The sequence below is a fragment of the Candidatus Cardinium hertigii genome (assembly GCF_003176915.1).
GTDB lineage: Bacteria > Bacteroidota > Bacteroidia > Cytophagales > Amoebophilaceae > Cardinium > Cardinium hertigii_A.
Genome location: NZ_CP029619.1, coordinates 18131 through 43579, shown reverse-complemented (window position 1 = coordinate 43579; position 25449 = coordinate 18131). Strand labels below are relative to the sequence as shown.

The window sequence follows — 25449 nt, the reverse complement described above, 5'->3', positions numbered from 1 at the left end:
TTTGAGGACAAATGCGTTTTATTGTTTTATTAATTGCTATAAAATTAGTAAAATGCAGTATTATATTATATTTCATTAAAAGGTAATAGGTTGTTTAAATTATCGTTAGCAAGTCGTGTATTATAAAAAGCCTCTATACAATATACTATGGCTCATCTGTTTTACAAGAGCAGATAGCTGTTTAAGCACAAATAAAAAACGGAAGCTTCCTGTCCACTTAGATTCCATAAAAGGTTCGCTTACCAAGAAGAGCAAGTTGCAAGGGCAAGCACTTACAAAAGCAGCTGAGCAGCTCGATTTTGCAAAGGAAATTCAAAAATTGCGTGCAGCTGCTGATCAAAAGAGAGGTATTACATGGAAATTAGCTGGCGATAGCTTATTACGAGATGCCCTAGCGGTTTCTTGTCATAGCTTCTATGCAGCAGAAGACTATGTGGTAATAATCATGAATAGCTATCGTGCAGGGGCAAAAATAGCCTTATTGTATGGCGAGGATGATGGTATATTTAAGGAAAAAGCTGCTTCTTTTATGCATACATATACAGCTAATGCGTTCTATACATCATGCGATGAAAATTTCTGGACTGACCAAACAAAGATCCTCAATAAGGAGATTATTTTGCTACTGCAGGAGCGTATCTTCCCACATGAATCATTAGAGGGGATAAATAAAAAATTAAGACGAGCAGAAAATTATGTGGGATTAGATGATACACACTATAACGTTACCACCCAATTTAAAATAGGAAACAAAATATTCGGGTTAGAAGATAAAAAATGGTTGAAACTAACACCTGATCAACAGGAAGAATTTAGGAATAGGCAATCCAAAGATTGGTACCGTTGCTTAGATTTCTTTGAAAAGAAATTAGTGGATGCCTATGTGCCTAAGTTTTTAGAGGGGAGCCATTTAATTCCTACCCAAATTCGCTCTATTCCAGGATGTCGAAATGCGTACCAAAAGAATGTATTAGCTTATGACGAAAAGGGCAATGCGACCGTACTAGGTAGCTACTACCATAGCGCTACATTGGCTTCTCTTATTGAGGATGCGGCGGCTAGTGATCAGATTGCACAGCATAATTGGGCGCAAGTAAATGCAAAGGATAGAAATACAATAGTCATGATTCTGAATAATGATGTGGAGTTGAAATTTGGGTCTTATGATTTAAGTGAAAAAAAGATCATTGAACAAACACGTTATATAGTAAATGATACCAATCGCTTGATGTACATTCCAGTAAACACGCCTGGCATGTTTACAACGCCGATTTTTAAGCATCAGGTTAAAGAGCTGATAAAGGATAGCAAAGCAAAAGATACAAGCTCAGCACATAATACTTTCTTGGAGAAAGTAAAAAGTTTAGAGCAGATAGCCGATAGCTCTGATAGCACTAATAGGGTTAAACATCTGATAAATCCGTCTAATCATTATGCTGCTATTGGTGCAAATTATATTGCCTGCAGGGCAATTCTAAACCAGGATAAAAAACAGGCATACCCTTCCGTATTATTTAATTGCAAAAGTGGAAAAGATCGAACAGGCTATATAAGTTATTTAGCAGATGCAGCCATCATCCATAGCATATATCCAACAGTAGGCCAAGAAGAAATCATACGCCAGGCAGTAGCTATGGGGACACACCAACAATTTTTATCCTCTGTAAATGGTGGCATGCCTGGCAGATTTGGAATGAAACCTGTCGCAAGTAATTTTACCATGAAAACAATAGGTAGCTTGACACCAGTAAGAATTACTCCAATAGATAAAAAATTATTTCCCTTTCCCGCATTATTAACAAATATACCTTTAAATTAGTAGTGGTTGCTTAAACTAATAAAGCTAGGAAAGGGGTATAACTCTATCCTATGAACAGATCTACTTTACTATTACTATGAATGTAATATACGTATATGATTATAACTCGCCTATTTATTTTCTATGCTAAGGCATTTTTCTTCTATTGATAGGGCGCTAGTAAGAGGTTACTTGATCCGTACCTACCCTATTGCATTTAGTATCCTTAATACATTGGCGATGGAGGCTATCAATACCATTGTGATTACCCGTATGGGTATTTGTTTCGCTGCTTATGCATTATGTATCAATGCCTTATTTAATTTTTTTAAAAAAATTAATACAGGTATTTCTGTGAGCGTCTCACTGCTAACTGCTCGATCCATGCATAAAAAAAATTATAGGAAAGCTACGCAAATTCTACAACATGCTCTATTTCTGAATCTCTTTCTTGCTTCTGTTTTTTTTCTGATTCTGGTTGGGTACTCTTTTTATTTAGAATCTTCTAGTAAACTACCCCATCCAATCGATGTAGGCCAACGTTCTTACCTATTATTGCTTGCTATCGCGCTTATACCCTCTGCCGTTAATACAATGATTAGGCGCTACCTAGAAGGAATTTCTCGTGAAAAAATAGGATTGAAATTAGCTTTTCTTACATTGATTGCTAATATTATATTTAATTTTCTGTTGTGTGGAAAAAGTAAAGTCCCATTCCCTGGATTAAAGGGCGTTGGTATTTCTATTGTACTTTCAGAAATGCTTACGGCTATCATAGGTATGAGCTATATCCGTCACACTTTGCAATTACAGGGATGCACCATGCGCTTACAATTCAATCAAATATCTTGGCGTTATATCAAAGCAATATTGAGCATAGGAGGACCTATTGGGCTACAGTTTGGCATAGAGGGGGGCTATCTCTTCTTGATCACCTTTATAATAGGCAAGATTGGCATGGAAGAACAAGCAACCCATGCTATTGTATTCAATATTTGTCAGCTAGTTACTATTTTCTCTATTGGGTTAGGTATTTCTGGCGCTATGTATGTAGCACAACAGCATAGATCACATAATATCTGTATAGTAAGAAAAGTAGCCCTAACAGCCTGCTTAATGATTGAATTGGTCTCATTAATAACTGGATGCATCTTACTAGCTCTAGGCCCCTATATTTTTACTTTCTACAAAGCAGAAGGTAGGGTAAACGTTTTCGTCTGTGAGTTAATTAATCATTTGTTTCTTTTTCAACTATTCTATAGCATATCTCACTGGGGAAGTAGCGTATTACGTGGGTTAAATGATAAGACTTTCCCGCTTATATGTAGTACCTTTACACAGCTGATTGGGATAAGTATGTGCTACTTTTTAATACTAAAAAATAAATGGGGGATAAATTGGGGTATCAATGGTGTCTGGATGACTTTAATATTGGAACGTATGGTATTAAGCCTTCTTTTACTCATGCGCTTTGAATGGAAGACAAAAACAAAAACCTAATATTATCTAAAAGGGAATGGATGTTATCCCATTAATTTTTGTTTTATCCAAAATTCATAGTTAACTTACGCTCTGTATAATTTTTTGTTAAAAGACCTATAAATATAAAAAGTGCAAGCTAGTTTGGATTGCTTACAGATGCGCTAGGTTAGGGTGTTGTTATACCTTATTATTATATCATATCATATCATAAGGTAATTTTTTATTTAATAAATAGACCACATGGTAAAAGAGCTGAAGGCTTATTTGCTCTTTTTACGTGCTATGTTTGGCAACGCGGTACCTTACCGTATGTTTTTAGCACGTTTAACTAAAGAATGTATACAAATCGGTGTCGATTCTGTTGGGATTGTTTGTATCATTTCCATTTTTATGGGAAGTGCTACTTTTGTCCAACTAGCCTCTCAAATGACCAATCCTTTTATGCCCAAATCTATCATAGGTCTTGCTGTTCGCAATATGACTGTTTCAGAATTAGCTCCTACCGTTATTGGTATTGTGTTTACAGGAAAGATAAGTTCTAGTATAGCTAGTGAATTAGGTTCTATGCGCATTAGTGAACAAATCGATGCCTTAGAAATTATGGGTATCAATACGAAGAACTACTTAGCTTTACCTAAAATTATTGCTACGGTCTGTATGTTCCCTTTACTGGTTATTATTGCAATGTTTCTTTCTATCTACGGTGGGTATCTCGCTTGTACATGGTTAACCACGTTCTCCCCTAAAGCCTATTTGGATGGATTAAGACAAGCATTTGATGTATATGACGTACATGTCGCACTCTACAAGTCCTTAGTATATGGCTTTATGCTCTCCTCATTAGCTTGTTACAAAGGTTTTACCACAAGAGGGGGAGCATTAGATGTAGGACAGGCTAGCACAGACGCCGTAACCAATAGCTGTCTAGCTATTCTTATAGCAGACCTATTCTTGGTGTACGGCTTACTAGGAAATCGTGTATAAATCGTTGGTATGATTTCTTTTGAAAACATCTCTAAATCTTTTAATAATAAAATTATCTTAGACCATATTAGTGGCCATTTCCAAGCTGGACAAATGAGCCTAATAATAGGTGCTAGTGGATCGGGGAAAAGTTTACTGGTCAAATGCTTGGTTGGCTTGTTGATGCCAGATCAAGGACAGGCTCTTTTTGATAATCGGGACCTTATTTATGGATCTAAGCCGTTGCAAACTGAAATAAGAAGAGAAATTGGCATGCTTTTTCAAGGGGGGGCTTTATTTGATTCGCAAACTATAGAAGAGAATGTTCGCTTCCCACTAGATGCATTGACCGATATGCCATTAGCTGAAAAAAAAGATCGGGTTAACGAATGCTTAGAACAGGTAGGATTAGCAGATGTCCAACGTAAAATGCCCAATGAATTAAGTGGTGGTATGAAAAAAAGGGCGGGTATAGCTAGAGCTATTGTTACCCACCCTAAATATTTGTTTTGCGACGAACCTAACTCAGGTCTAGATCCTCAAACGGCATTGAAAATTGATGAACTAATTGCTGAAATTACCTATACCTATCGAACAACTACCGTAGTGGTAACGCACGATATGAATACGATCCTCTCCTTAGGGGATTTTATCCTATTCCTACATCAGGCTAAAAAAACATGGGAAGGTAGCTCCAAGGCTATTTTACATACCGATGTAATTTCGTTGCAGAACTTTTTATTTGTTGGAAAATTTAAAACGTTTCTTTGCTCTTCCATGTAGAACAGCTTTCCATTAGCTGAGCATGCGCTTTGTCCCTTTTCCGTAGTGAGATGCGCGGTTGTTACAGGGATAGCGCAAAGGTGGGATCTCTTTTTAAGGCGAGATCCCTTGTTTATATTTTTCTGCTGAAGACAAGCTCCCTATGTAAGCATACACCTGCTGCTAACCGAATTAACTTACTGCTGCATCGTATTCCCGTTTGGAGTTTACCATTAATTTTTCATACTTGCGTATACCTGTTCCAGCAGGAATCAAATGGCCCACAATAATATTTTCTTTTAATCCTTTGAGGCTATCGTACTTAGCACTAACAGCCGCATCACTTAACACTTTGGAAGTTTCCTGGAAAGAAGCCGCAGATAAGAAACTTTGCGTAGCCAAAGAAGCTTGTGTAATACCTTGCAATTTTGGTTGTGCAATAGCCATCTCTGCTGATCTTACCTGAACAGGGTCCAACCCTTTTTGCTGAAGCTGTTCATTTTCTTGAATTAACCTATGCTTAGGTACAAATTGTCCCAATTCAAACAGGGTAGACCCGCCTACCGCTTCAACAATACACTTATCATAAATACGATTATTCTCTTCTAAAAATTGGGCTTTATCAAGCATTTGTCCATGCAATAAGTTCGTATCACCTGGATCAATTACCTCTACCTTACGCATCATCTGCTTAATGATGATTTCAATATGTTTATTATTGATCTTTTCTCCCTGTAGGCGATATACACTTTGTAGTTCATTAAGAATAAATTCTTGTGCCACTAACGGTCCCTTCGTAGCTAAAAGGTCCGCAACAGCTACTGAGCCATCTGTAATAACTTCCCCTACCTTTACATAATCATTATCTTGTACCAAAATGTGCTTGGATAAAGGAATCATATATTTAGCCCGTACCCCTTCTTTAGACTCGATAAAAATTTCCCTGTTTCCTCTTTTAATACCACCATAAGAAACGATCCCACTTAACTCACTGATTACAGCTGTATTTGCTGGCCTTCTAGCTTCAAAGAGTTCCACCACACGGGGTAAACCACCTGTAATGTCACGTGTTTGGTTGATAATACGAGGAACTTTGGCTAGCACTTCTCCTTTTTGAACTACATCCCCTATTTCTACTGTAATTTGTGCTTTAACAGGAAGTGTATAGGTAGCTACAGGCTTGCCTTTTTTATCACATAGTGCAACCCCTGGTTGTTTAGACTTATCCCTGGATTCAATCATTACCTTTGCCTTACGACCAGTCTGTTCATCAAACTCTTCTTGATAGGTAATGCCTTCTTCAAGATCCAAAAACTTAACCGTTCCTTCCTGCGTAGCCAGCACCACTACATTATAGGGATCCCAATGATAAAGCTCCTGATCATAAATGACAGATGCCTTATCTTTTACTTTAAGATAGGCCCCATAAGGTACGTGGGTACTTATTAAGATTTTTTTTGAAGCAGATTCTAGGATTTGCAACTCAGCAGAACGGCTCATTACTACCTCAACTTCTTCCCCATCTTGATCCAAATAAGTAGTAGTAATTAAATCCTCAAAAGATACCATACCCGCGTACTTTGCTTTAACCTTGGCGTCCACTGCTATATTAGAAGCAATACCTCCCACATGGAAAGTACGCATGGTAAGCTGCGTACCAGGCTGCCCAATGGATTGCGCAGCAATAACACCTACCGCTTCCCCTATAGATACCATATTACAGGTCGCTAAATTTCTGCCATAACACTTTACACAAACCCCTTGCGATAAATCACAAGTTAATACGGAACGTATGAACATTTCTTCTAGGCCTGCCGCTTCTATGCTAGCCACAATTTGTTCATCGATTTCACTCCCACTCTGAATCAATAATTTCCCTGTTTTAGGATTGAATACATCCTCTGCTACTACACGTCCAAGAATCCGTTCTGAGAGGGATTCAACTACTCGATTCTCAACCTTTACAGCCTGTACACGAACCCCTTTAAGCGTACCACAATCTTCCAAAATAACAGTTAAATCCTGCGCTACATCTACTAACCTTCTGGTTAAATAACCTGCATCTGCTGTTTTTAAGGCCGTATCCGCTAGCCCCTTTCGAGCACCATGCGTAGCAATAAAATACTCAATCACATTCAACCCTTCTTGAAAGTTAGAAATAATAGGATCTTCAATAATTTCGCCTACTGCACCTTGTGCACTTTTCTTAGGCCTGGTAATCAAACCCTTCATTCCCCCTAACTGACGAACCTGCTCTCGAGAACCTCTGGCACCAGACACCATCATCATATAGACCGAATTAAAAGAATCTTGATCTGCCTCTAATTGTTCCATTAATTGATGGGTAATGCGTGTATTGGCCCTTGTCCACACATCAATGACCTGATTATATCTTTCATTATCTGTAATCAATCCCAGCATGTAATTATTCGAAATCGCCTCTATCTCTGCAGTGGCTTGTTCAATAAGCTGGCTTTTAGTAGCAGGTACTTTCACATCATCCAACCCAATGGACATGCCTGCCTGGAAGGCACTTTCAAAGCCTAATTTCTTAATGTTATCTAGAAAAGTTACAGTAGCTACCGTACCAAACTGGGCATACATATCTACTACGATACCTTGCATGTTTCTTACATTAAGCGTTTCATTGATGAAGGCCATGCCTTCTGGACAATATTCATTAAACAACACACGTCCAACCGTAGTTTCAATGTATAGCCGTTCCTCTTCGCCTATTGCATTCTTTTTACGTAGGAGCAGCTTTATATAGGCATGCTTGGATACTTTTTCATGCGCAAACGCAATTAATACCTCTTGAGGCGCATAAAAACACATCCCTTCCCCTAATACGCTATCATCAGACGTGCTTCGCTTCCCTTTCGTTAAATAGTGCAACCCCAAGATCATATCACGTGATGGAATAGTAATGGGTACGCCATTAGAAGGATTCAACACATTAAAAGGAGCGAGCATCAGTAACGTAGCCTCTGCAATAGCTTCCTGCCCAAGCGGAACATGAATGGCCATCTGATCCCCATCAAAGTCAGCATTAAAAGCTGTACAAACCAAAGGATGCAATTGAATCGATTTGCCTTCAATAAGTTTAGGTTGAAAAGCCTGTATCCCTAATCGGTGCAAGGTAGGGGCACGATTCAGCAGTACGGGATGACCTTGCAAAGCATATTCTAACACATCCCAAACAACCGCATTTTTCTCTTCAATTAGCCTTTTAGCTACTTTTACTGTTTCCGCTACACCGCGCTCTATAAGCCTACGTATGACAAAAGGCATAAATAGCTCTAAAGCCATTTCTTTCGGCAAACCACATTCATGTAGCATTAATTCAGGCCCCACCACAATAACAGATCGACCAGAATAGTCTACACGCTTTCCTAATAAGTTTTGCCTAAAACGGCCTTGCTTCCCTTTCAACATATCTGAAAGGGATTTCAATGGCCGAATACCTTCTGAAGCCACTGAATTGACCTTTCGGGAGTTATCAAATAAAGAATCAACGGCTTCTTGTAACATACGCATTTCATTGCGTATGATGATCTGAGGGGCCTTAATGTCTAATAATCGCTTTAACCTGTTATTTCTAATAATAACCCGTCTATATAAATCATTTAAATCAGAAGTGGCAAATTTACCTCCGCCTAATGAAAAAAGTGGACGCAGTTCAGGGGGAATAACAGGCAATATACGCATTACCATCCACTCCGGACGGTTCTCAACTTTTCTGTTGGGATCTCTGAACCCTTCTACAATTTTTAACCTTTTAACTACCTCCAAACGACGCTGCTGAGAGGTATCTGTCAACAATTGCTTCCTTAATTCAATAGAAAGCTTCTTGAGATCAATTCTTTTAAGAACAGATTCAATAGCTTCTGCGCCAATTTGAGCGATAAACTTATTGGGATCTGAAGGGCTCAACAATTGATTTTCTGGAGGCAACTGCTCTAAAATAGCCAGATATTCTTCCTCAGATAGAAGAGCCATAGCCTCTATGCCATCTACTTCCTTAATACCTGGCTGAACAACTACGTACCGTTCGTAGTATATAATTTGCTCTACTTTTTTAGTAGGAATGCCTAATAAGTAGCTAATTTTACTAGGCAGTACCCTAAAATACCAAATATGAACTACAGGAACGACCAATTCAATATGTCCTACTCGCTCTCTTCGTTGCTTTTTTTCTGTAATTTCAACCCCACATCTATCGCATACAATGCTTTTATAACGGATGCCTTTGTATTTTCCGCAATGACACTCCCAATCTTTTACAGGACCAAATATACGTTCACAAAATAATCCCTTTGTTTCTGGTTTGTAAGTTCTATAATTAATAGTTTCTGGCAACATTACTTCCCCAGAGGAACGTGAAAGAATTACTTCTGGAGAAGCTAGGCTTGCCACAATACCAGAAAACTCAGTGCTATACAGCTTGTTTCTTCTAAATTTCATACCTTGTCTAAACAGATAGCATAATCACTGGATAATCCGTATAATACGTACACTATTCCATACGATTACTACGGTACCAGCGTGATTTCAAGACCCAATCCTCTTAACTCGTGAATCAATACATTGAATGATTCCGACAAATTTGGCTTAGGGATATTATTTCCTTTTACAATTGCCTCATAGGCCTTAGATCTGCCCACTACATCATCTGACTTGGTATTAAGCATTTCTTGTAAAGTATAAGCCGCACCATACGCCTCCAATGCCCAAACTTCCATTTCTCCAAACCGCTGCCCCCCAAATTGGGATTTCCCCCCTAATGGCTGCTGTGTTATCAAAGAGTAAGGACCGGTAGAACGTGCATGCATCTTATCATCTACCAAATGGGCAAGCTTCAACAAATACACTACCCCAACGGTAACCTTATGCTCGAATAGAAGCCCCGTTCCGCCATCATAAACGGCTGTCTTACCAAAAGCAGGTAACCCTGCACGCTCCAATTCCGCTGAGATTTGCTCTAACGGCATACCTTCAAAAATAGGATTGGAATAACGCCTATCTAATGTATAACCAGCCCATCCTAAAACGGCTTCATATAGCTGGCCTAAATTCATACGAGAAGGCAACGCAAGCGGACTCAATACCACATCTACAGGCACCCCGTCTGCTAGGAATGGCATATCTTCTTGCGGAACAATCTTACACACAATGCCCTTATTACCATGTCTTCCAGACATTTTATCCCCTACCTTAATTTTTCTTTTTTCTGCAATATAAACTTTAACTACCTGCACTACTCCCTTGGGCAACCCATCCCCTGCTTCTAATGCAAATTTTTCACGCTTAAAACGTACTATGTAACGCCTACGCTTTTTACTATAGCCTTCTATAATGCGTTGGATAAGCACATTTTTACGATCATCCTTTGTCCAATTATCTAGTAGTAAATCACCAATGAAATGGCTTTCCTCTGGAACATTGTAAAGGGATTCATCCTGATAAATATTTTTTTTAGGAAAGAGCTTTTCACTAATTACTTGACTGCTAAACTTACTGCCTGGCTCAATGATTATATCCCCAAATTGATGGTAGATACCATCCGTCACCATACCGTCTAAAAGCGTTGATAACTTGGTAATAATTAATTCCCTTAATTTCAACAGCTCCCTAGCATGTGCTTTTTTTAATAATTCTAGCTCTTTTTTTACTTTTAGCTTGCTTTCCTTATCCTTGGCAGGACCAGAAAATAGTTTGGTATCTATAACCATCCCCTCCATCCCAGGAGGAACTTGTAAGGAGGTATTCTTAACATCTCCTGCTTTATCACCAAAAATAGCTTTTAATAATCTTGCTTCCGGCGTAACATCTATCTCCCCTTTAGGCGTAATTTTGCCAATCAATATATCGCCTTCCTTAACTTCAGTTCCTATTCTAACAATACCATTGCTGTCTAATTTACTAATAACAGCTTCGCTAACATTGGGAATCTCGTTGGTTAATTCCTCCGCACCAAACTTAGTATCTTTTACTTCTAAGACAAATTCTTTGATATGAATAGAAGTAAAGAGATCATCCTGTACTACCCGTTCAGAAAGCACAATACCATCCTCAAACGTATAACCCTTCCAAGAAAGGAAAGCAACTTTTAAATGTTTTCCCAATGCCAATTCCCCTTTCTGAGTAGCATACCCCTCGCAAAGCAGCTGTCCTTTCACTACAGCATCCCCTTTAGAAACAAGCGGAGATAGGTTGATACAGGTATTGCGATTGGTACCTCTAAATTTGTCAATAGGATAGGTTACAGAAGCCGCGTCAAACGCAACCAGCGCTTCTTCTTCAGAGCGATCATAGGTAATGATAATTTTTCTTCCGTCTACATAGGTTACCCTTCCATTCCCCTCAGCAGTGGGTAACCCCTTGAACTCTTCCGCAACTCTTTTTTCTACACCTGTTCCGACAATGGGCCTATCTGGCTTAACCAAAGGAACCGCTTGCCGCTGCATATTGGAACCCATCAAAGCACGACTGGCATCATTGTGCTCCAAAAAAGGGATCAGGGAAGCGGCAACCGAAGCAATCTGACTACTAGCAATATCCATATAATGCACCTGCTCTGGCTTAACAAGCGGATATTCATCTGCGCTACGTACCTTGACCCGCTCATCTAAAATTCTACCGTCAGCATCTAAACGCACACTGGCTGGCGCAAAATTAGCTTTTTCTTCTTCCGAAGCACTGAGGTAACAAATGGGACTATCTAACAATACCTGCCCATTATGTACTTGCCTATAGGGCGTTTCAATAAATCCCATGCTATTCACCCGCGCATACATACAAAGAGAAGAAATCAATCCAATATTCATTCCTTCTGGCGTTTCAATGGTGCACAACCGACCATAGTGGGAATAATGGACATCCCGAACCTCAAAACCAGCACGATCTCTAGAAAGCCCACCAGGACCTAATGCAGATACCCGACGCTTATGGGTAATCTCGGCTAAGGGATTTACCTGATCAATTAATTGAGAAAGAGGATTAATGCCAAAGAAAGCATTGATGATAGAAGAAAGTGTCCGGGCATTAATTAGATCTACTGGCTTAAAAGTTTCCGCTTCCCGTACATTAATTTTTTCTCGAACAGCCCTAGCCAATCGCGCAAGCCCTACGCTAAATTGGGTAGCCAATTGTTCTCCAACAGAACGCACACGACGGTTGCTTAGATGATCAATATCATCTACTGAAGCTGTACCATTCACTATTTTAATAAGATAATGAATAATATGTATAATATCTTCCTGTGTTAAAACAGCCGTTTTTAAAGGAATATCCAAGTTCAATTTTTTATTGATCCTATAGCGGCCTACACTACCTAACGTATAACGCTTGCTGCTAAAAAGCAGTGCTTCTACGGTTTCACGTGCTGTTTGCTCATCTGGCGCTTCTGAATCTCGTAACTGACGGTAAATATGCTGGATGGCTTCCCTTGTGTCATTGGCTGGATCCTTACTAAAGGCATTGTACACTGCACTATAATCAGCACAAGTTGTATCTAACTTATGCAGCATAACCGTATCTACACCTGAAGCCAATATAATTTCTATAGCGTCCTCATCCAATGGAGTATTCCGTTCTGCAATAACTGCATAGCTGGTCCATGCTACTACCTCACCTGTTTCCTCATCTATAATATCTTCTACGTTGCGCTTTACAATACGAGCAGCTAGCTTGCGTCCCATATGTTGCGCTAGTATGGGTTGCGTTGCCTCTACTTCTTCTGCCAGGTCAAATAGGTTAAGGAGCTCTTTATCACTACCATAGCCTATCGCACGCAGCATGGTCGTAATAGGAATTTTCTTTTTCCTATCTACATAGATATACATTACACCATTGACGTCAACCGTAAATTCAATCCAAACACCTTTGGCAGGTACTACCTTAGCAGAGTAAATATTTGATCCGCTAAGATGCTTGTTTTCAAAAAAGAAAATACCAGATGATTTATGTACCTGAGAAACTACTACACGCTCTATACCATTTAAAATAAAAGACCCTTGCTCCGTCATATAAGGGATATTGCCTAGAAAGACTTCTTGCTCAACTCCCTCATATTTACCTGTTTGGTCATCTTGCTGTATCAAACGCAATTTGACTTTCAACGGTACATCATAGGTTAAACCACGCTCAATACATTCCCGAGGCGCATATTGGGGAGGATCTATGGTATAATTGATAAATTCTAAGGTGCAATTATGCTTGGGATCTTCAATGGGGAAGTGCTCCATAAAAGCTTTATAGAGCCCTTCACGCATTCTATTTTCTGGAGTAACACCCAACTGGAAAAAATCTTTAAAAGATTTTAATTGGATATCAAGCAAACTAGTACAACTACTAAAGCTATCTGAACTATTGCTGTGGCGTTCTTTGTTAGGTTGATTGTTTTTCACGAAGGTACTATCCGTTTATAGTTTTATGCATTAAAAAGAAGCAAGACACACATTCCCACATGTAATATGCATGCAACAGTGTAAAATGCTTAATAAGCTGAAACTAATGTCCATTTCTCAGCCACTTTAACTAGCATATATAGAGGTTTTAGAGCCAAAACTCCCTATAACTTATCTTCCTTATCCTAACAGTAAAGCAGATATTGCTTTTATATTTATTTTAGCTCTACCTCTGCCCCTTCTTCTTCCAGCTTTTGTTTCATGGTATCTGCTTCCTCTTTCGTTAATTTTTCTTTTAACGTAACAGGGGCTTTATCAACCATTCCTTTAGCTTCTGTTAAAGCTAACCCTGTAAGCTCTCTAACCCGTTTTACCACAGCTAACTTACTGCTTCCTGCTGACTTCAAAACTACATCAAAGGCTGTTTGTTCTGGTGCAGCTTCTCCACCTGTCGCAGCAGGGGCTGCTGCCATAACCACAGGAGCTGCTGCTGCTGGCTCAATGCCGTGTTCCTGTTTTAAAATATCGAACAACTCGTTCGCCTGCTTAACCGTTAAATTAACAAGCTGCTCCGCTAAAACTTTTAAATCAGCCATATTTATTATAAGTGTTTATTAAATAATTGATATATATACACAAAAGAGATCCATTTGGTTAAAGGGAAGCTTTCGATAAAGTTTCTACTACACCCATTAAACGCCTCTCTCCAGATTGGAGTGCAGCCATTACATTGGCCATAGGGGATTGGAGCAGGGCAACTATATCACCCAATAACTCCACCTTCGACTTCAAGTTACGCAATGCCTCCAAATGCGCTGGCCCGATAAACAAATCACCATAAATAGAAGCTCCCTTAAGAAGAGGGCGATGCAAACGTTCTGCTACCCAAAAATCTTTTAACATTCTTGCAGGCGTACTTGCTTTCTCAGAGACAAACAAAATCCCAGAAAAACCGCTCAAAACTTTAGAGAAAAAAGGTGCATGCGTTTCTCCTTTACCAGATCGTTCCAATGCTTTCTGAATAAATGTATTCTTAGCTACTTGATAGAGCAACTTTTGTTCTGCACAGCTTTTCCTAAATTTATTTACTTGCGCTACGGTAAGCCCCATGGCGTCCACTACATAGAAACAATCATACGTAGTAAACTTGTTTGCCAAATCCTCTATAACTGTTAATTTTTCTGCACGTTTCATTTTTCTAAAGTCCAATGGCTATACTTCTATCTATAAAAAAACCTTTGCTCATCGTGCTAGACAGACTGATACTATTGATATAAAGTCCCTTTGAAGTAGAAGGCTTCAATCTTACAACCGCTTTTAGTAATTCCACTATATTCTCTCCAATCTTTTCTACTGGAAAAGAAATACGCCCTACACTGCTATGCACAATGCCATACTTATCGGTCTTAAAACTGATTTTTCCAGCTCTTATCTCTCTAACCATCCCAGCAACATCCATAGTAACCGTACCCACTTTAGGATTAGGCATTAATCCTCTGGGACCTAATACAGCACCTAGCTTACCCAACTTAACCATCACAGTAGGCATCGTAATAATAACATCTACCCCTGTCCACCCCTGCGCTATCTTATCTATATAGGTATCTAACCCTACATAATCTGCCCCTGCTTCTGTTGCCTCTGCTTCTTTATCGGCTGTACAAAGCACTAAAATACGACATGGCTTACCGGTCCCATGTGGGAGTGATACGCTACCCCTAACCACTTGATCCGATTTCTTTGGATCAACGCCTAAACGAATCGCAACATCCACAGAAGCATCAAACTTGGTCGAGGTAGCTTGTTTTACCAACTCGACGACTTTATTTAACGGATGCATCTCTTTAGAGAGCACAACTGTATGACATTTTTTATTCTTTTGCCTTCCCATTTCTATATTCTATATCTGAATGATGCTAAGCCCAAGGTGCATTACCTTCTACCGTAATCCCCATACTTCTTGCTGTCCCAGCGACCATACGCATGGCAGCATGTACATCTAAGGTATTGAGGTCGGGCAACTTGCCTTCTGCAATTTGTTGGATTTTCTCCCAACTAATACGTGCTACCTTCCGCCTATTTGGTTCAGAGGAACCTTTTGACACTTCTGCAAGCTGCATAATCGAAACAACAGTAGGCGGTGTCTTAACAATAAAATCAAACGTCTTATCTTGATAAACGGTAATAACAACCGGTAACAATTCCCCCTGTTTTTCCTTGGTTCTAGCATTAAATTGCTTACAAAACTCCATGATATTGATGCCCTTGCTACCCAAAGCTGGACCTACAGGCGGTGCAGGATTAGCGGAACCACCTTTGATCCGCAACCTAACATAACCTACAACTGGTTTAGACATAACATATTGTATTTTAACTTGAGCAAAGACTTCACTGCTAAAGAAGCTTTTTAACTTGTGTATAACGCAATTCTACGGGCGTACTCCGTTCATCAAAAATTTTAACCACTACATTAAGGGTTTTTTTCTCCTCAAAAATTTCTTCTATTTCCCCAGAAAAACCCACAAAAGGGCCATCTATAATTTCAACCACTTCACCTACCATAAAAATAGTCGCTAGCTTTACATCAACAGGATCTGATTCACTTGCTTTCCCTATAAAACGATCCACCTCTACTTGACTTAAAGGGAGTGGGGCATCAGTAGCCTTCCACCCTTCTACCCCTAAAAAACCTAAGATCCCTCTGATTCTCCTGAGCAGTTGCATCAATAGGAATAAGCTATTGGAAAGATCTGCTTGCAAAAAAATATAGCCCGGACATTTATTTCTATTTTTGATAGTTTTTTTTCCGGCACGTATCTCATATACCTTCTCATAAGGAATAAATACCTCTCCTACCCTATGCTGTAACCCTTCCTTGAGAAGCTCTACCTGTAAACTGCTCTTTATTTTTTCTTCCTGCTTACTTATAACCTTAAGCACATACCATTGTAACGTATCCATGCCACTAGTCTACTTTAAAAAGCATTATAAAACCAAATAAAAGCTTCCCTTAAAGACAAATCCATCAATCCAATAAACAATGCGAATATAAAAGATGCTACCAGCACCAATAATGCATTACTTTGCAGCTTACCGTAAGGAGGCCAAGTGATTTTATACTTAATCTCCTGAATTAAACTTTGTACAAACAGCTTTAACTTTGACATATTTTATTTTATGCACGGGTGGGGAGACTCGAACTCCCAACCTATGGTTTTGGAGACCACCACTCTACCAATTGAGCTACACCCGTATGGATGCGTTCGGGCTACCCCAGCAAGGAACAGTACATACCACCCTCAACAAAAGAGAAACCATACCCCTTCTATTCAATAATTTCTGTTACCCGTCCTGCACCAACTGTCCTCCCTCCCTCACGAATCGCAAAACGCAACCCTACTTCCATGGCAATACTATTTATTAAGGCAATCTCTAAGTTAACATTGTCTCCTGGCATTACCATTTTTACATCATCCGGTAATTTTATCTCACCTGTAACATCCGTTGTCCTAAAGTAGCACTGCGGCCTATACTTGCTAACAAATGGCTTGTGGCGCCCCCCTTCTTTTTCAGTTAACACATAAATCTCCGCCTTAAATTTGTGATGCGGTTTTAAGCTGCCTGGTTTACAAATGATCATTCCACGTCGAATGGCATCTTTATCTACGCCACGCAATAGAAGCCCTACATTATCCCCTGCTTCCCCTCTATCCAAGATTTTACGAAACATTTCTATTCCTGTAACGGTAGAAGTGAGCTTCTCCGCTCCCATACCAATGATTTCTACTGGACTACCTGTAGTAATCACACCTTTTTCAATTCTACCTGTAGCAACCGTTCCACGCCCTGTAATCGTATGAGTACCTTCTATCGGCATCAAAAAATCTCGGTCTATCAAACGTACCGGCAAAGGAATATGTCCATCCACTGCGTTCATTAACTCCTGTATCTTAGCCTCCGCTTCAGGCTCACCATTGAGCGCACCTAATGCAGAACCATGGATAATGGGCGCATTATCCCCATCAAACTTATAGGTACTCAAGAGCTCTCTAACTTCGAGTTCTACCAGTTCAAGTATTTCAGGATCATTTACCGCATCCACCTTATTCAAGAAGACAACGATACTAGGAACACCAATTTGATTGGCTAACAGAATATGTTCTCTCGTTTGAGGCATAGGACCATCCGTAGCTGCTACTACAAGGATCGCACCATCCATTTGCGCGGCACCTGTAATCATGTTTTTGACATAATCTGCGTGACCAGGACAGTCTACGTGTGCATAATGCCTTGTTTTAGTTTGGTATTCTACGTGCGCTGTATTAATGGTAATACCGCGTTCTTTTTCTTCTGGCGCTGCGTCAATGGATGAAAATTCTTTCTTTTCCGCCAATCCCGCTTTAGACAACACAGCAGTAATCGCAGCAGTTAAGGTTGTCTTGCCATGATCGACGTGCCCAATGGTACCAATGTTTACATGTGGTTTTGACCGATCAAATGTCTCCTTTGCCATAATAATATGTATTCTTTAGATTTAAAATAAAAATATTAACCAAATAATTTTTGTTGGATCTACCCAAAACCTATGCACACATCCACCCCAGCTATAGAGCCAATGACGGGATTTGAACCCGTGACCTCTTCCTTACCAAGGAAGCACTCTACCCCTGAGCTACACCGGCCCTTCACACAAGCTTTAAGCTTTAAATGAAAGAGCGGGAGACGAGTCTCGAACTCGCGACCTACAGCTTGGAAGGCTGTCGCTCTACCAACTGAGCTACTCCCGCCTTATTACATTACCCTAGCTTAAAAATTAAGCGTAACCTCTACTAAACATTTGTATACTAGTGGGGAGAGAAGGATTCGAACCTTCGAAGCTATACAGCAACGGATTTACAGTCCGCCCCAATTGGCCACTCTGGCATCTCCCCCTAAGTACATAACAACCAATACCAAACAAAAAAAAATAAACCAGCAATCTATTTATTCCCTATAACTAAGAGCAAACTAAACAAGTATACGAAATATATCCATTCTCTACAACCCTACCACGACCCACTCTGCATGGAATAGCATGGCCTATGGAATTTTTCCTTATGTTATATTCTCTACATTCTCATGCATTTTGTTCCTTTTCAAGACACATTGCGCGCAGCTGCCTATGGATAGAACATCCAACACCTAACACCTTGCCCACAAGGAAAAACCTTGCGTGCCGCCTAACAGGTGAGATAAAACGATACAGAGTAAGGCTTTATAGCACCACAAGTAGTACTATCCCTTTCCCTTAATACCCCATCGGAAAAAAGAGGAGTAAAGGTATAACTACCAATTAGACCAACAAAACGATACCCTATACCTATTTGTCCACTAAACGCAAAACGATTCAGGTTAAAATCATTGTCACGGTACAAGGAGCTGATTGCGTCGTGCGCTTCATAACCAATGGTAGTAGCAGAAGCAAGGCGCACCCCTAGCTTTCCACCCAACCAAACATGCACGCCTTCTCTCGACTGCTCTAATACACTATTAAACCGCATGCCCAATAGAAAGTCCATATAAGAAACGTTCCACTGCGAATATTTTACAGCACTTGGCTGTATAAGCCCCCAATTGTCTCCTCCTAAATCTTCTGAATCTATTGCACCATATTCTGTATTATTTTTTCCCTTCTTGCGCAACGTAAAGTTCTCTTTTTTATCACTTTTAAACGAATATTGTAACGTACTAAAGCCAATTCCTCCCCCTATTGCAAAACGGGATTTTTTTATACGTACAGCGTACAAAAGGGAAGGGGTTGGCCAGCGCATAAAATCGCGCCAAGACCATCTTTCCATACCTAATGAGGACTTCCCTGACTGATGCAACCAATCCTTCTTGAGCAATTCCAATACAAATACAAAATACCTCTGCTCAATAATTGGCTGATAGGTATCAGACGCTTTGTTCATTTGCGCTACCGAAATAACAGGTTTTTGTGTGGTCGCAACAGAAGGCGTAGCAACTGCCCCCTGCAGAGCAAGACAAAATACGAACCAATACCATGCTTTCTTTTTCACGATTAGTCAATTTTAGATTTAAAACTTTGGTAAATATAATAATATATTTGCTTTATTTATTGCTGCGTAATAAAACAAAAGGGAAAGAGCTGATTCTAGCTAAAAATCACACATAATAAGGAATATTTAAAAATAAAAATAAAGGATGCAAGGTTACTTATTTTTTATCGTAAGGCAATATAAGTAAATTATTTTAATATTTTTTACTAAATTTCAAAAGCAAGGCAGAGAGAAATGGACTTGTAGCTTAACTGGATAGAGCACTGCACTACGGATGCAGCGGTTAGGGGTTCGAATCCCTTCAAGTCCACTATCCCCCAAAAAGTGTAAAGCAGCAGGGTATTCTAACAAACGACTACGGTCTAATGCCAACTAAGGTGTTGCATTGATAGGTTTCTGCTATTGCTGTAGCTAAACTTACGATTATGTCTCTACAAAGGATACTATATGTTGCCAGTGAAGTTGCTCCTTTTTTGGAAACTTCTCTTATAGCAAGTTGTCTGCGTAAGCTTCCAGAAGCCATGCAGCACAAGCAGCTTGATGTTCGCATTATAGTACCTAAGTTTGGTGTCATCCATGACCGTTTAAATAGGCTACATGAAGTATTGCGCTTATCGGGCAATATTGTTTCCATAGATGCTGCGGCGTATGCTATTACAGTAAAAGTAAGTACGATACCTAATGTACGCCTACAAGTTTACTTTGTGGATAATGAAGTTTTATTTGGGTGTAGAAAAGCGGTATTCCAAGATGCTTCCAACTATTTTTTTGCAGACAATGATTTACGTATGATTTTTTTCTGCATGGGGGTTATGGAAACCCTTAAAAAACTGGAATGGGAAGCAGATGTTGTACATTGTCATGGTTGGATTACTAGCTTACTGCCTCTTTTTTGGAAAAAATTATACCAGCAGCATGCTCTTTTTACAAAAGCAAAGCTTATCACCACACTTTACAATACGACTTATTCCAATCATTTTCCTCTATTAGCCAACAGAATAGAAAAAATAGGCATTTCAGTAGAAGATATGGCATTACTAGCTACAGGTAATTTTTGTAACATAATAGAGCTGGCCATGCAATATTCCGATCTGGTATTGCGTGGGGAAATGCTTAATGAAGCTGAATTTAAAAAATTACCCAAAGCTCAAGCATGCCTGCTGGTGCCAAATGACGAGCAGTATAGTGCGCGCTGTCTTGCATTATACCATGAGCTCTTAGGGGAGTAGCCCCCAAAGGCAAAAAAAGCTATGACCTGCATGAAAATGACACTATAACCGTATCCGAAAGTTATCAAAAAGGAGTAGATGCAGAAGCAAATTGGACAAAAAAAGGACATACACTTTACTATGGCGATAAGAGCCATCTTCTTGTGGAAAGTAAAGAAGGATTGGTTCTAGCAGTCAGTACCATAAAAGCCTCTAGCCATGATAGTAGTTATGTACAGGTTTTGTTGAATAAAGTAGCCCTGCAACGCCCCTTATCACCTACTGCTAAACGATTTAATAAACTGGTAGCAAAGAGACGTTATAAGGTAGAACGTCTCTTTGGAAGCATTGACAAGTTGGTTCCGTAGTTCAGGAATCCGTTATATAGGCCTTGCTAAAACCCATACGCAATAGCTTATGGAAGCAATAGCCTACAACTTATACAGGGCTCCTAATAGTATAGTAAGCGGTATTTAGGGAGATGGTCTATCCAAAATGGATTAAAAATTCTAAAAATCAATAAATAATAAAAATACCTAGCCCTATAACATCAAAAATCAAACCTAATAAGCGTAGAAACATATAAAAAATTATTTTATCGATTTATCACAACGGTCTCGTAATAAAAAAGAACGGGCTGTTTTTACAAAAAAAATTTAGCAAAACTTAAACCCAATGTTATTACAGCTGTATTTGTAGGGTTTATCTGGTTATAGTTAGTTTAATTATATATAGCTGGAAAGTAAAATATTTTGGGCGATGCCTTCCCTGTTGTATGTCTAGGGAGTTGCCTATGCAGTTTATTTTAATGGCAAAATAACTAAATAACAAATCCAAGATTGGATAATAGGCTTTTGCAACAATTTTTATACATAAATATAGAATAGCTAGTTGTATAGCCCTACATTATATTGTATACTTATGGGTAGGTAAGCTATGGTTGTTGTATAACAAGCTATAGCTGTACAATGTGAATAAACTATTTATTATTCATAATGACACTATGGAATAATTTACCACTTGTAATGACAGTAACTTTTCTGCTGCTGACCCTAGCAGTAGGACTCTATTACAGTAGGAAAGTAACTACTTTGCGGGAATATGCAGTAGGCAATAAGGACTTTACTACTGCTGCATTGGTGGCAACTATGTTGGCTACTGCTTATGGTGGAGGTGGATTGGTAAGGACGGTAGAGTGTATACATTATTTTGGTTTATACTGGATAGTAAAATCATTATTTTCTGGCTTTGGCATCTGGATGCTTAACCCATTGGCATTACGGATGGAATCTTTTATGCAGCATTTGTCCATGCCAGAAACTGTAGGTAGTGTATTTGGTAAATGGCCACGTATTTTAACAGCTTTATCTACCATTTGCACTTATGTTGCCAGTTTTGCTATTCAAACCAATATTGTAGCTCGTTCGTTTGCCATGTGTTTAAACCTGGAAGAACACAGCATGCATACCATTGTTGCTACTATAATTTTAATTACTTACTCTACAAGTGGGGGGATTCGTTCTGTTACTTTTACGGACGTATTACAATTTTTAACCTTTGCGATTGTAATACCTTTTTTAGCTTTCTTTATGTTTAAGCAAACAGGGAAGTCCGTAACAGAAATTATTACGCTCTTACAAAAAGAAGAAAAATTCCGTTTGAGCACCGTATTTCATTTTGATAAAAAACTATTGATTATGATAGGGTTGTTTTTAGCTGGATTGATGTCTTATGTTACACCTACGGCTATCCAACGAGCCTACATGTGCGCTACTCCTCGCCAGGCAAATAATGTTTTTTTTTATACTGGGATCCTCTACTTTATCATAAAATTTACTATAGTCATCCTAGCCATAACAACTTTTATCTCGGATCCAAGCTTATCACAAAATAATGTCTGGCATTATATCATGGGACACATACCTCCCTTTTTTAAAGGGCTGGTAGCCATTAGTTTATTAGCTATGGCTATGTCTACGGCTGATTCTAAATTAAATGTTTGTGCTGTTATAGTTAGTCATGACATAATGGGCAGTTTCCAACATTATGCAATCTTCCGAAAATTTTTTAGTAGGCACTCGCTTGCACTAACAAGGGTTACCTCTATCATAGTAGGTATTTTTGGCATGATGGTAGCGCTTAAATATAAAAATTTGTTACACTTGCTTCAATTAACTTTTGCTTTCTCTCTCCCTGTCATTACTGCTCCCTATGTATTGGCGATATATGGATTGCGTAGCAGTTCCCGGACAGCATTAATAGGTATGATTACGGGTATATTTTCTATTTTAGCTTGGCATAAATGGATAAAACCAATAGCTGCGGTGGATGGTTCTTTCTTTTGTATGTTAGCCAACGGCTTAGCCATGCTAGCCGCCCACTATCTATTGCCGCAACCAGCAGGAAGCGGATGGGTACCTCCTGATAAAATTTACCTACAGAGGCAACAGGAAAAGGAAAGAATCGCGAAGCGTAATAAAAAAGAACGTGCCATTTTTTTTACAAAAGAAAATTTAGCTAAGCTAAAACCGAATGCCATTACAACTGTATTTGTAGGGGTTTATCTTATTATAACTAGCTTAGTTAGCAGCTGTTACTACAACGCGCAAACAAAGACAGTATGGCAATGCCTTCCCTTTTATATGCTAGGGGTTGGGTATATAGGTTATGTAGCCTTCTTGAAGGAAAATAACAAAATTTCAGATTGGACAATAGGCAAATATTGGTTTATAAGTGTATTAGTTGGATTCCCGCTCCATCTTCTCTTTAGCTGCTTCCTATGCCAAACACTTTTAGTCCCCTTCCTTTTATTTTTTACCCATGGAACGGTTCTATTGTGGACACTTCCCTTCTATTGGAGCCTAAGAGCACTAGCTATTACGGCAGGGGGTATGCTAATAGCTATTTGCTGTTGTAAAGCAACGGTAGTATGGCCTGATCCTATGATAGTATTGCCTCTGGTAGGAGTGGGCTCATTTCTAGTAATGTCAGTTGTGTATTTAAAAAAACAAAATAGGATTCAACAAGAACGGGTGGCCTATTTTTTGCAAAAACAAGCTACACAAGAAGCCTATGAACTAAAAAAATTAGCCTATAGTGAAGAACTCCCTACTGCTTCTCCCCAAAATACCTTAGCCCAGGAGGGAACTATTTTAGAAAAAGCCATCCAAAATGTTACGCAATCTATTGCCTTTGTAGACAGTACTACCCCCTTTCTCAAAGAAGACTTTCAAAGCATCCTAGATAAATTTGCAGAATGGGCATTCTATTTAAAGCAGCGGGCTAAACGCCAAGACCAGCTCCTTTTACAACCGACTGCTATCCCGTTAGTGGAACTCATCGATGCAGGAGAGGTAGTCTACCAAAAAGAAAAAGGCTACTTACCCCGTTTATGGATAGAGGAAGCCGTAAATATACCCGATACCATGCTAGGCGATAGGGAGCAGTTGGTACGCCTTCTCTTCCTAGCCTTTAGCTATGTAAAGCAATCCAGCGTTTCTCCGCGCTCCCTTATTACCCTACAGCTGCAGCCTACCCAATTGCGCTACAAAAAAAGAGAACCGCTTGAAGCGGATGGAGCCCCTGATTGTATCTCTTTTCCTGCGTTGGCTTTGGTATTGCGTACAGAAAATAAAAACATCCCCCTATCTACCCTACAAGCAATATATGACGTAGAAGACGCTTCCACTACCCAACCAATGGATCCTTTTGTATCTCCGCAAATGGTAAACCTTCGCAAAGAAAATTTAGCATCGATTGTGCATGCGCACTATGGGCTTCTGTTGTTGCCCCATGCAGAACAGCTGGTCTGCCTACTCCCCCTAGATGTAACCCAAGTAAGAGAGGAGATGCTAGCACTTTCCTTACCGAGGGAAGCCGGTACCCAAGAGGAAGCCTCTATTACGCCCCATGAAAAGACCGCATCATTAGCAACATTGTCGTCGTTTCATGATTGGATTCCTTCCTTTGAAAGTATAGATCCTTTCCTTATTGCAGAAGTACTGCTCTTACTGCGGCGCTGCTATGGATTTAAACGGCATGCATCGGGGCAGCTTTTTTATGTACGGGCCGTAGGGATTGCTGAGTGGGTAGCTGCCTGGACAGATGGCCATGCTAAACTGGTTTATGCGACGCTGCTGTATGATTTGGTCCGCTATACCAGACTGCCGCTTTCCTATATCAAAGGTAATTATAATATGGGGGTGTACTGTTTTGTAGAGAATGTAATCGCTATAGACAGCCGGGAGCGTTTAGAGGAATCGCTGCTGGCTATTACCAACCGCTTGAAGGAATCCTTGCAAAAAGAGCATATTTCTGTACTCTATGTGAAGCTGGCAGAGCGGCTATACGATTTAAAACAGGCTTCCGGTTACAAAGATCCTGCCGTTGTACAAGCCATGGCCAAAGAAAGCTTAACCATTGATGTGGAGCTGGCCCAGCGCTATGGAGAACCAGGCATGGCGATCCTCTTGAAGCAGGCAGCGGAGGAAGTATTGGCTGGTAATAAGCCTACAGAACCTGTTTGAGGAATTATTGCGTATACTTCAGGAATTGCTACTTGTTCATAGAAAAATGGAATACCTAGCATAAAAAGAATGTACTGTAAAGAAATTATATAAAAAGACACATAAACAAAATAAACCACTTATTATTTAAATTAAAACATATTAAATATTGGCTTTTTCCTTCCTAACCAAAACATAAGCTGTCTAACATTTCTATATAAAACTTTTTATCTTCATTCAGTTTTTATAACATTTTTTATATAT

Annotated in this window: 16 protein-coding genes, 5 tRNA genes and 1 pseudogene; 8 read left to right on the top strand and 14 right to left on the bottom strand. The window is 39.4% G+C overall.

Annotation, left to right across the window (positions count from 1 at the left end; all coding sequences use genetic code 11):
• Window positions 1-256 precede the first annotated feature (256 nt).
• From DK880_RS00175 to DK880_RS00160, 4 genes are all read left to right on the top strand, one after another.
• Window positions 257-1819, top strand: a complete 1563-nt coding sequence (locus DK880_RS00175) for a tyrosine-protein phosphatase (RefSeq protein WP_204082265.1) — start codon at window positions 257-259, stop codon at window positions 1817-1819.
• A gap of 123 nt (window positions 1820-1942) precedes the next feature.
• Window positions 1943-3298 carry an MATE family efflux transporter gene (locus DK880_RS00170; protein WP_109996839.1) on the top strand — a complete coding sequence of 452 codons (1356 nt, stop codon included), beginning with the start codon at window positions 1943-1945 and terminating at the stop codon, window positions 3296-3298.
• A 222-nt stretch (window positions 3299-3520) separates the two neighbouring features.
• On the top strand, window positions 3521-4264 hold the full coding sequence (locus DK880_RS00165) for an MlaE family ABC transporter permease (protein ID WP_109996838.1): 744 nt from the start codon (window positions 3521-3523) through the stop codon (window positions 4262-4264).
• A gap of 9 nt (window positions 4265-4273) precedes the next feature.
• Window positions 4274-5026: an ABC transporter ATP-binding protein gene (locus tag DK880_RS00160; protein ID WP_109996837.1), complete on the top strand. Its 753-nt coding sequence runs from the start codon at window positions 4274-4276 to the stop codon at window positions 5024-5026.
• 171 nt (window positions 5027-5197) lie between these two features.
• On the opposite strand, the gene rpoC is transcribed toward DK880_RS00160, so the two are convergent.
• The 14 genes from rpoC to DK880_RS00090 all read right to left on the bottom strand — a co-directional run bounded on the left by rpoC (window position 5198) and on the right by DK880_RS00090 (window position 19472).
• Window positions 5198-9469 carry a DNA-directed RNA polymerase subunit beta' gene (gene rpoC, locus DK880_RS00155; protein WP_109996836.1) on the bottom strand — a complete coding sequence of 1424 codons (4272 nt, stop codon included), beginning with the start codon at window positions 9467-9469 and terminating at the stop codon, window positions 5198-5200.
• A 68-nt stretch (window positions 9470-9537) separates the two neighbouring features.
• Window positions 9538-13413 carry a DNA-directed RNA polymerase subunit beta gene (gene rpoB / locus DK880_RS00150; protein WP_109996835.1) on the bottom strand — a complete coding sequence of 1292 codons (3876 nt, stop codon included), beginning with the start codon at window positions 13411-13413 and terminating at the stop codon, window positions 9538-9540.
• 215 nt (window positions 13414-13628) lie between these two features.
• Window positions 13629-14009 carry a 50S ribosomal protein L7/L12 gene (gene rplL, locus DK880_RS00145; protein WP_109996834.1) on the bottom strand — a complete coding sequence of 127 codons (381 nt, stop codon included), beginning with the start codon at window positions 14007-14009 and terminating at the stop codon, window positions 13629-13631.
• A 58-nt stretch (window positions 14010-14067) separates the two neighbouring features.
• Window positions 14068-14607: a 50S ribosomal protein L10 gene (gene rplJ / locus DK880_RS00140; RefSeq protein WP_109996833.1), complete on the bottom strand. Its 540-nt coding sequence runs from the start codon at window positions 14605-14607 to the stop codon at window positions 14068-14070.
• A 4-nt stretch (window positions 14608-14611) separates the two neighbouring features.
• Window positions 14612-15304, bottom strand: a complete 693-nt coding sequence (rplA, locus tag DK880_RS00135; RefSeq protein ID WP_109996832.1) for a 50S ribosomal protein L1 — start codon at window positions 15302-15304, stop codon at window positions 14612-14614.
• Between the two features lie 25 nt (window positions 15305-15329).
• Window positions 15330-15770 carry a 50S ribosomal protein L11 gene (rplK, locus tag DK880_RS00130; RefSeq protein WP_109996831.1) on the bottom strand — a complete coding sequence of 147 codons (441 nt, stop codon included), beginning with the start codon at window positions 15768-15770 and terminating at the stop codon, window positions 15330-15332.
• A gap of 37 nt (window positions 15771-15807) precedes the next feature.
• Window positions 15808-16374 carry a transcription termination/antitermination protein NusG gene (gene nusG, locus DK880_RS00125; protein ID WP_109996830.1) on the bottom strand — a complete coding sequence of 189 codons (567 nt, stop codon included), beginning with the start codon at window positions 16372-16374 and terminating at the stop codon, window positions 15808-15810.
• A 14-nt stretch (window positions 16375-16388) separates the two neighbouring features.
• Window positions 16389-16580 (bottom strand): preprotein translocase subunit SecE, encoded by a 192-nt coding sequence (gene secE / locus DK880_RS00120; protein WP_109996829.1) that lies wholly within the window; start codon window positions 16578-16580, stop codon window positions 16389-16391.
• A 13-nt stretch (window positions 16581-16593) separates the two neighbouring features.
• Window positions 16594-16666: transfer RNA gene (locus tag DK880_RS00115), tRNA-Trp, on the bottom strand.
• A 72-nt stretch (window positions 16667-16738) separates the two neighbouring features.
• Entirely contained in the window at window positions 16739-17926 is a 1188-nt protein-coding gene (gene tuf / locus DK880_RS00110; RefSeq protein ID WP_109996828.1) for an elongation factor Tu, read from the bottom strand.
• Between the two features lie 97 nt (window positions 17927-18023).
• Window positions 18024-18095: transfer RNA gene (locus DK880_RS00105), tRNA-Thr, on the bottom strand.
• Window positions 18096-18127: 32 nt separating this feature from the next.
• Window positions 18128-18200: transfer RNA gene (locus DK880_RS00100), tRNA-Gly, on the bottom strand.
• 61 nt (window positions 18201-18261) lie between these two features.
• Window positions 18262-18344: transfer RNA gene (locus DK880_RS00095), tRNA-Tyr, on the bottom strand.
• Between the two features lie 288 nt (window positions 18345-18632).
• On the bottom strand, window positions 18633-19472 hold the full coding sequence (locus DK880_RS00090) for a porin family protein (RefSeq protein WP_109996827.1): 840 nt from the start codon (window positions 19470-19472) through the stop codon (window positions 18633-18635).
• 236 nt (window positions 19473-19708) lie between these two features.
• On the opposite strand from DK880_RS00090, the gene DK880_RS00085 reads away from it, so the two are divergent.
• The 4 genes and pseudogenes from DK880_RS00085 to DK880_RS00070 all read left to right on the top strand — a co-directional run bounded on the left by DK880_RS00085 (window position 19709) and on the right by DK880_RS00070 (window position 25206).
• A tRNA-Arg gene (locus DK880_RS00085) sits at window positions 19709-19782 on the top strand.
• A 115-nt stretch (window positions 19783-19897) separates the two neighbouring features.
• Window positions 19898-20701 (top strand): glycogen/starch synthase, encoded by an 804-nt coding sequence (locus DK880_RS00080; RefSeq protein WP_109996826.1) that lies wholly within the window; start codon window positions 19898-19900, stop codon window positions 20699-20701.
• A 2-nt stretch (window positions 20702-20703) separates the two neighbouring features.
• Window positions 20704-21091, top strand: a pseudogene (locus DK880_RS00075) (transposase); the annotation flags it as partial.
• Window positions 21092-21675: 584 nt separating this feature from the next.
• Complete coding sequence (locus tag DK880_RS00070; protein WP_109996825.1) at window positions 21676-25206, top strand: sodium:solute symporter family protein; 3531 nt, start codon at window positions 21676-21678, stop codon at window positions 25204-25206.
• Window positions 25207-25449: the final 243 nt, after the last annotated feature.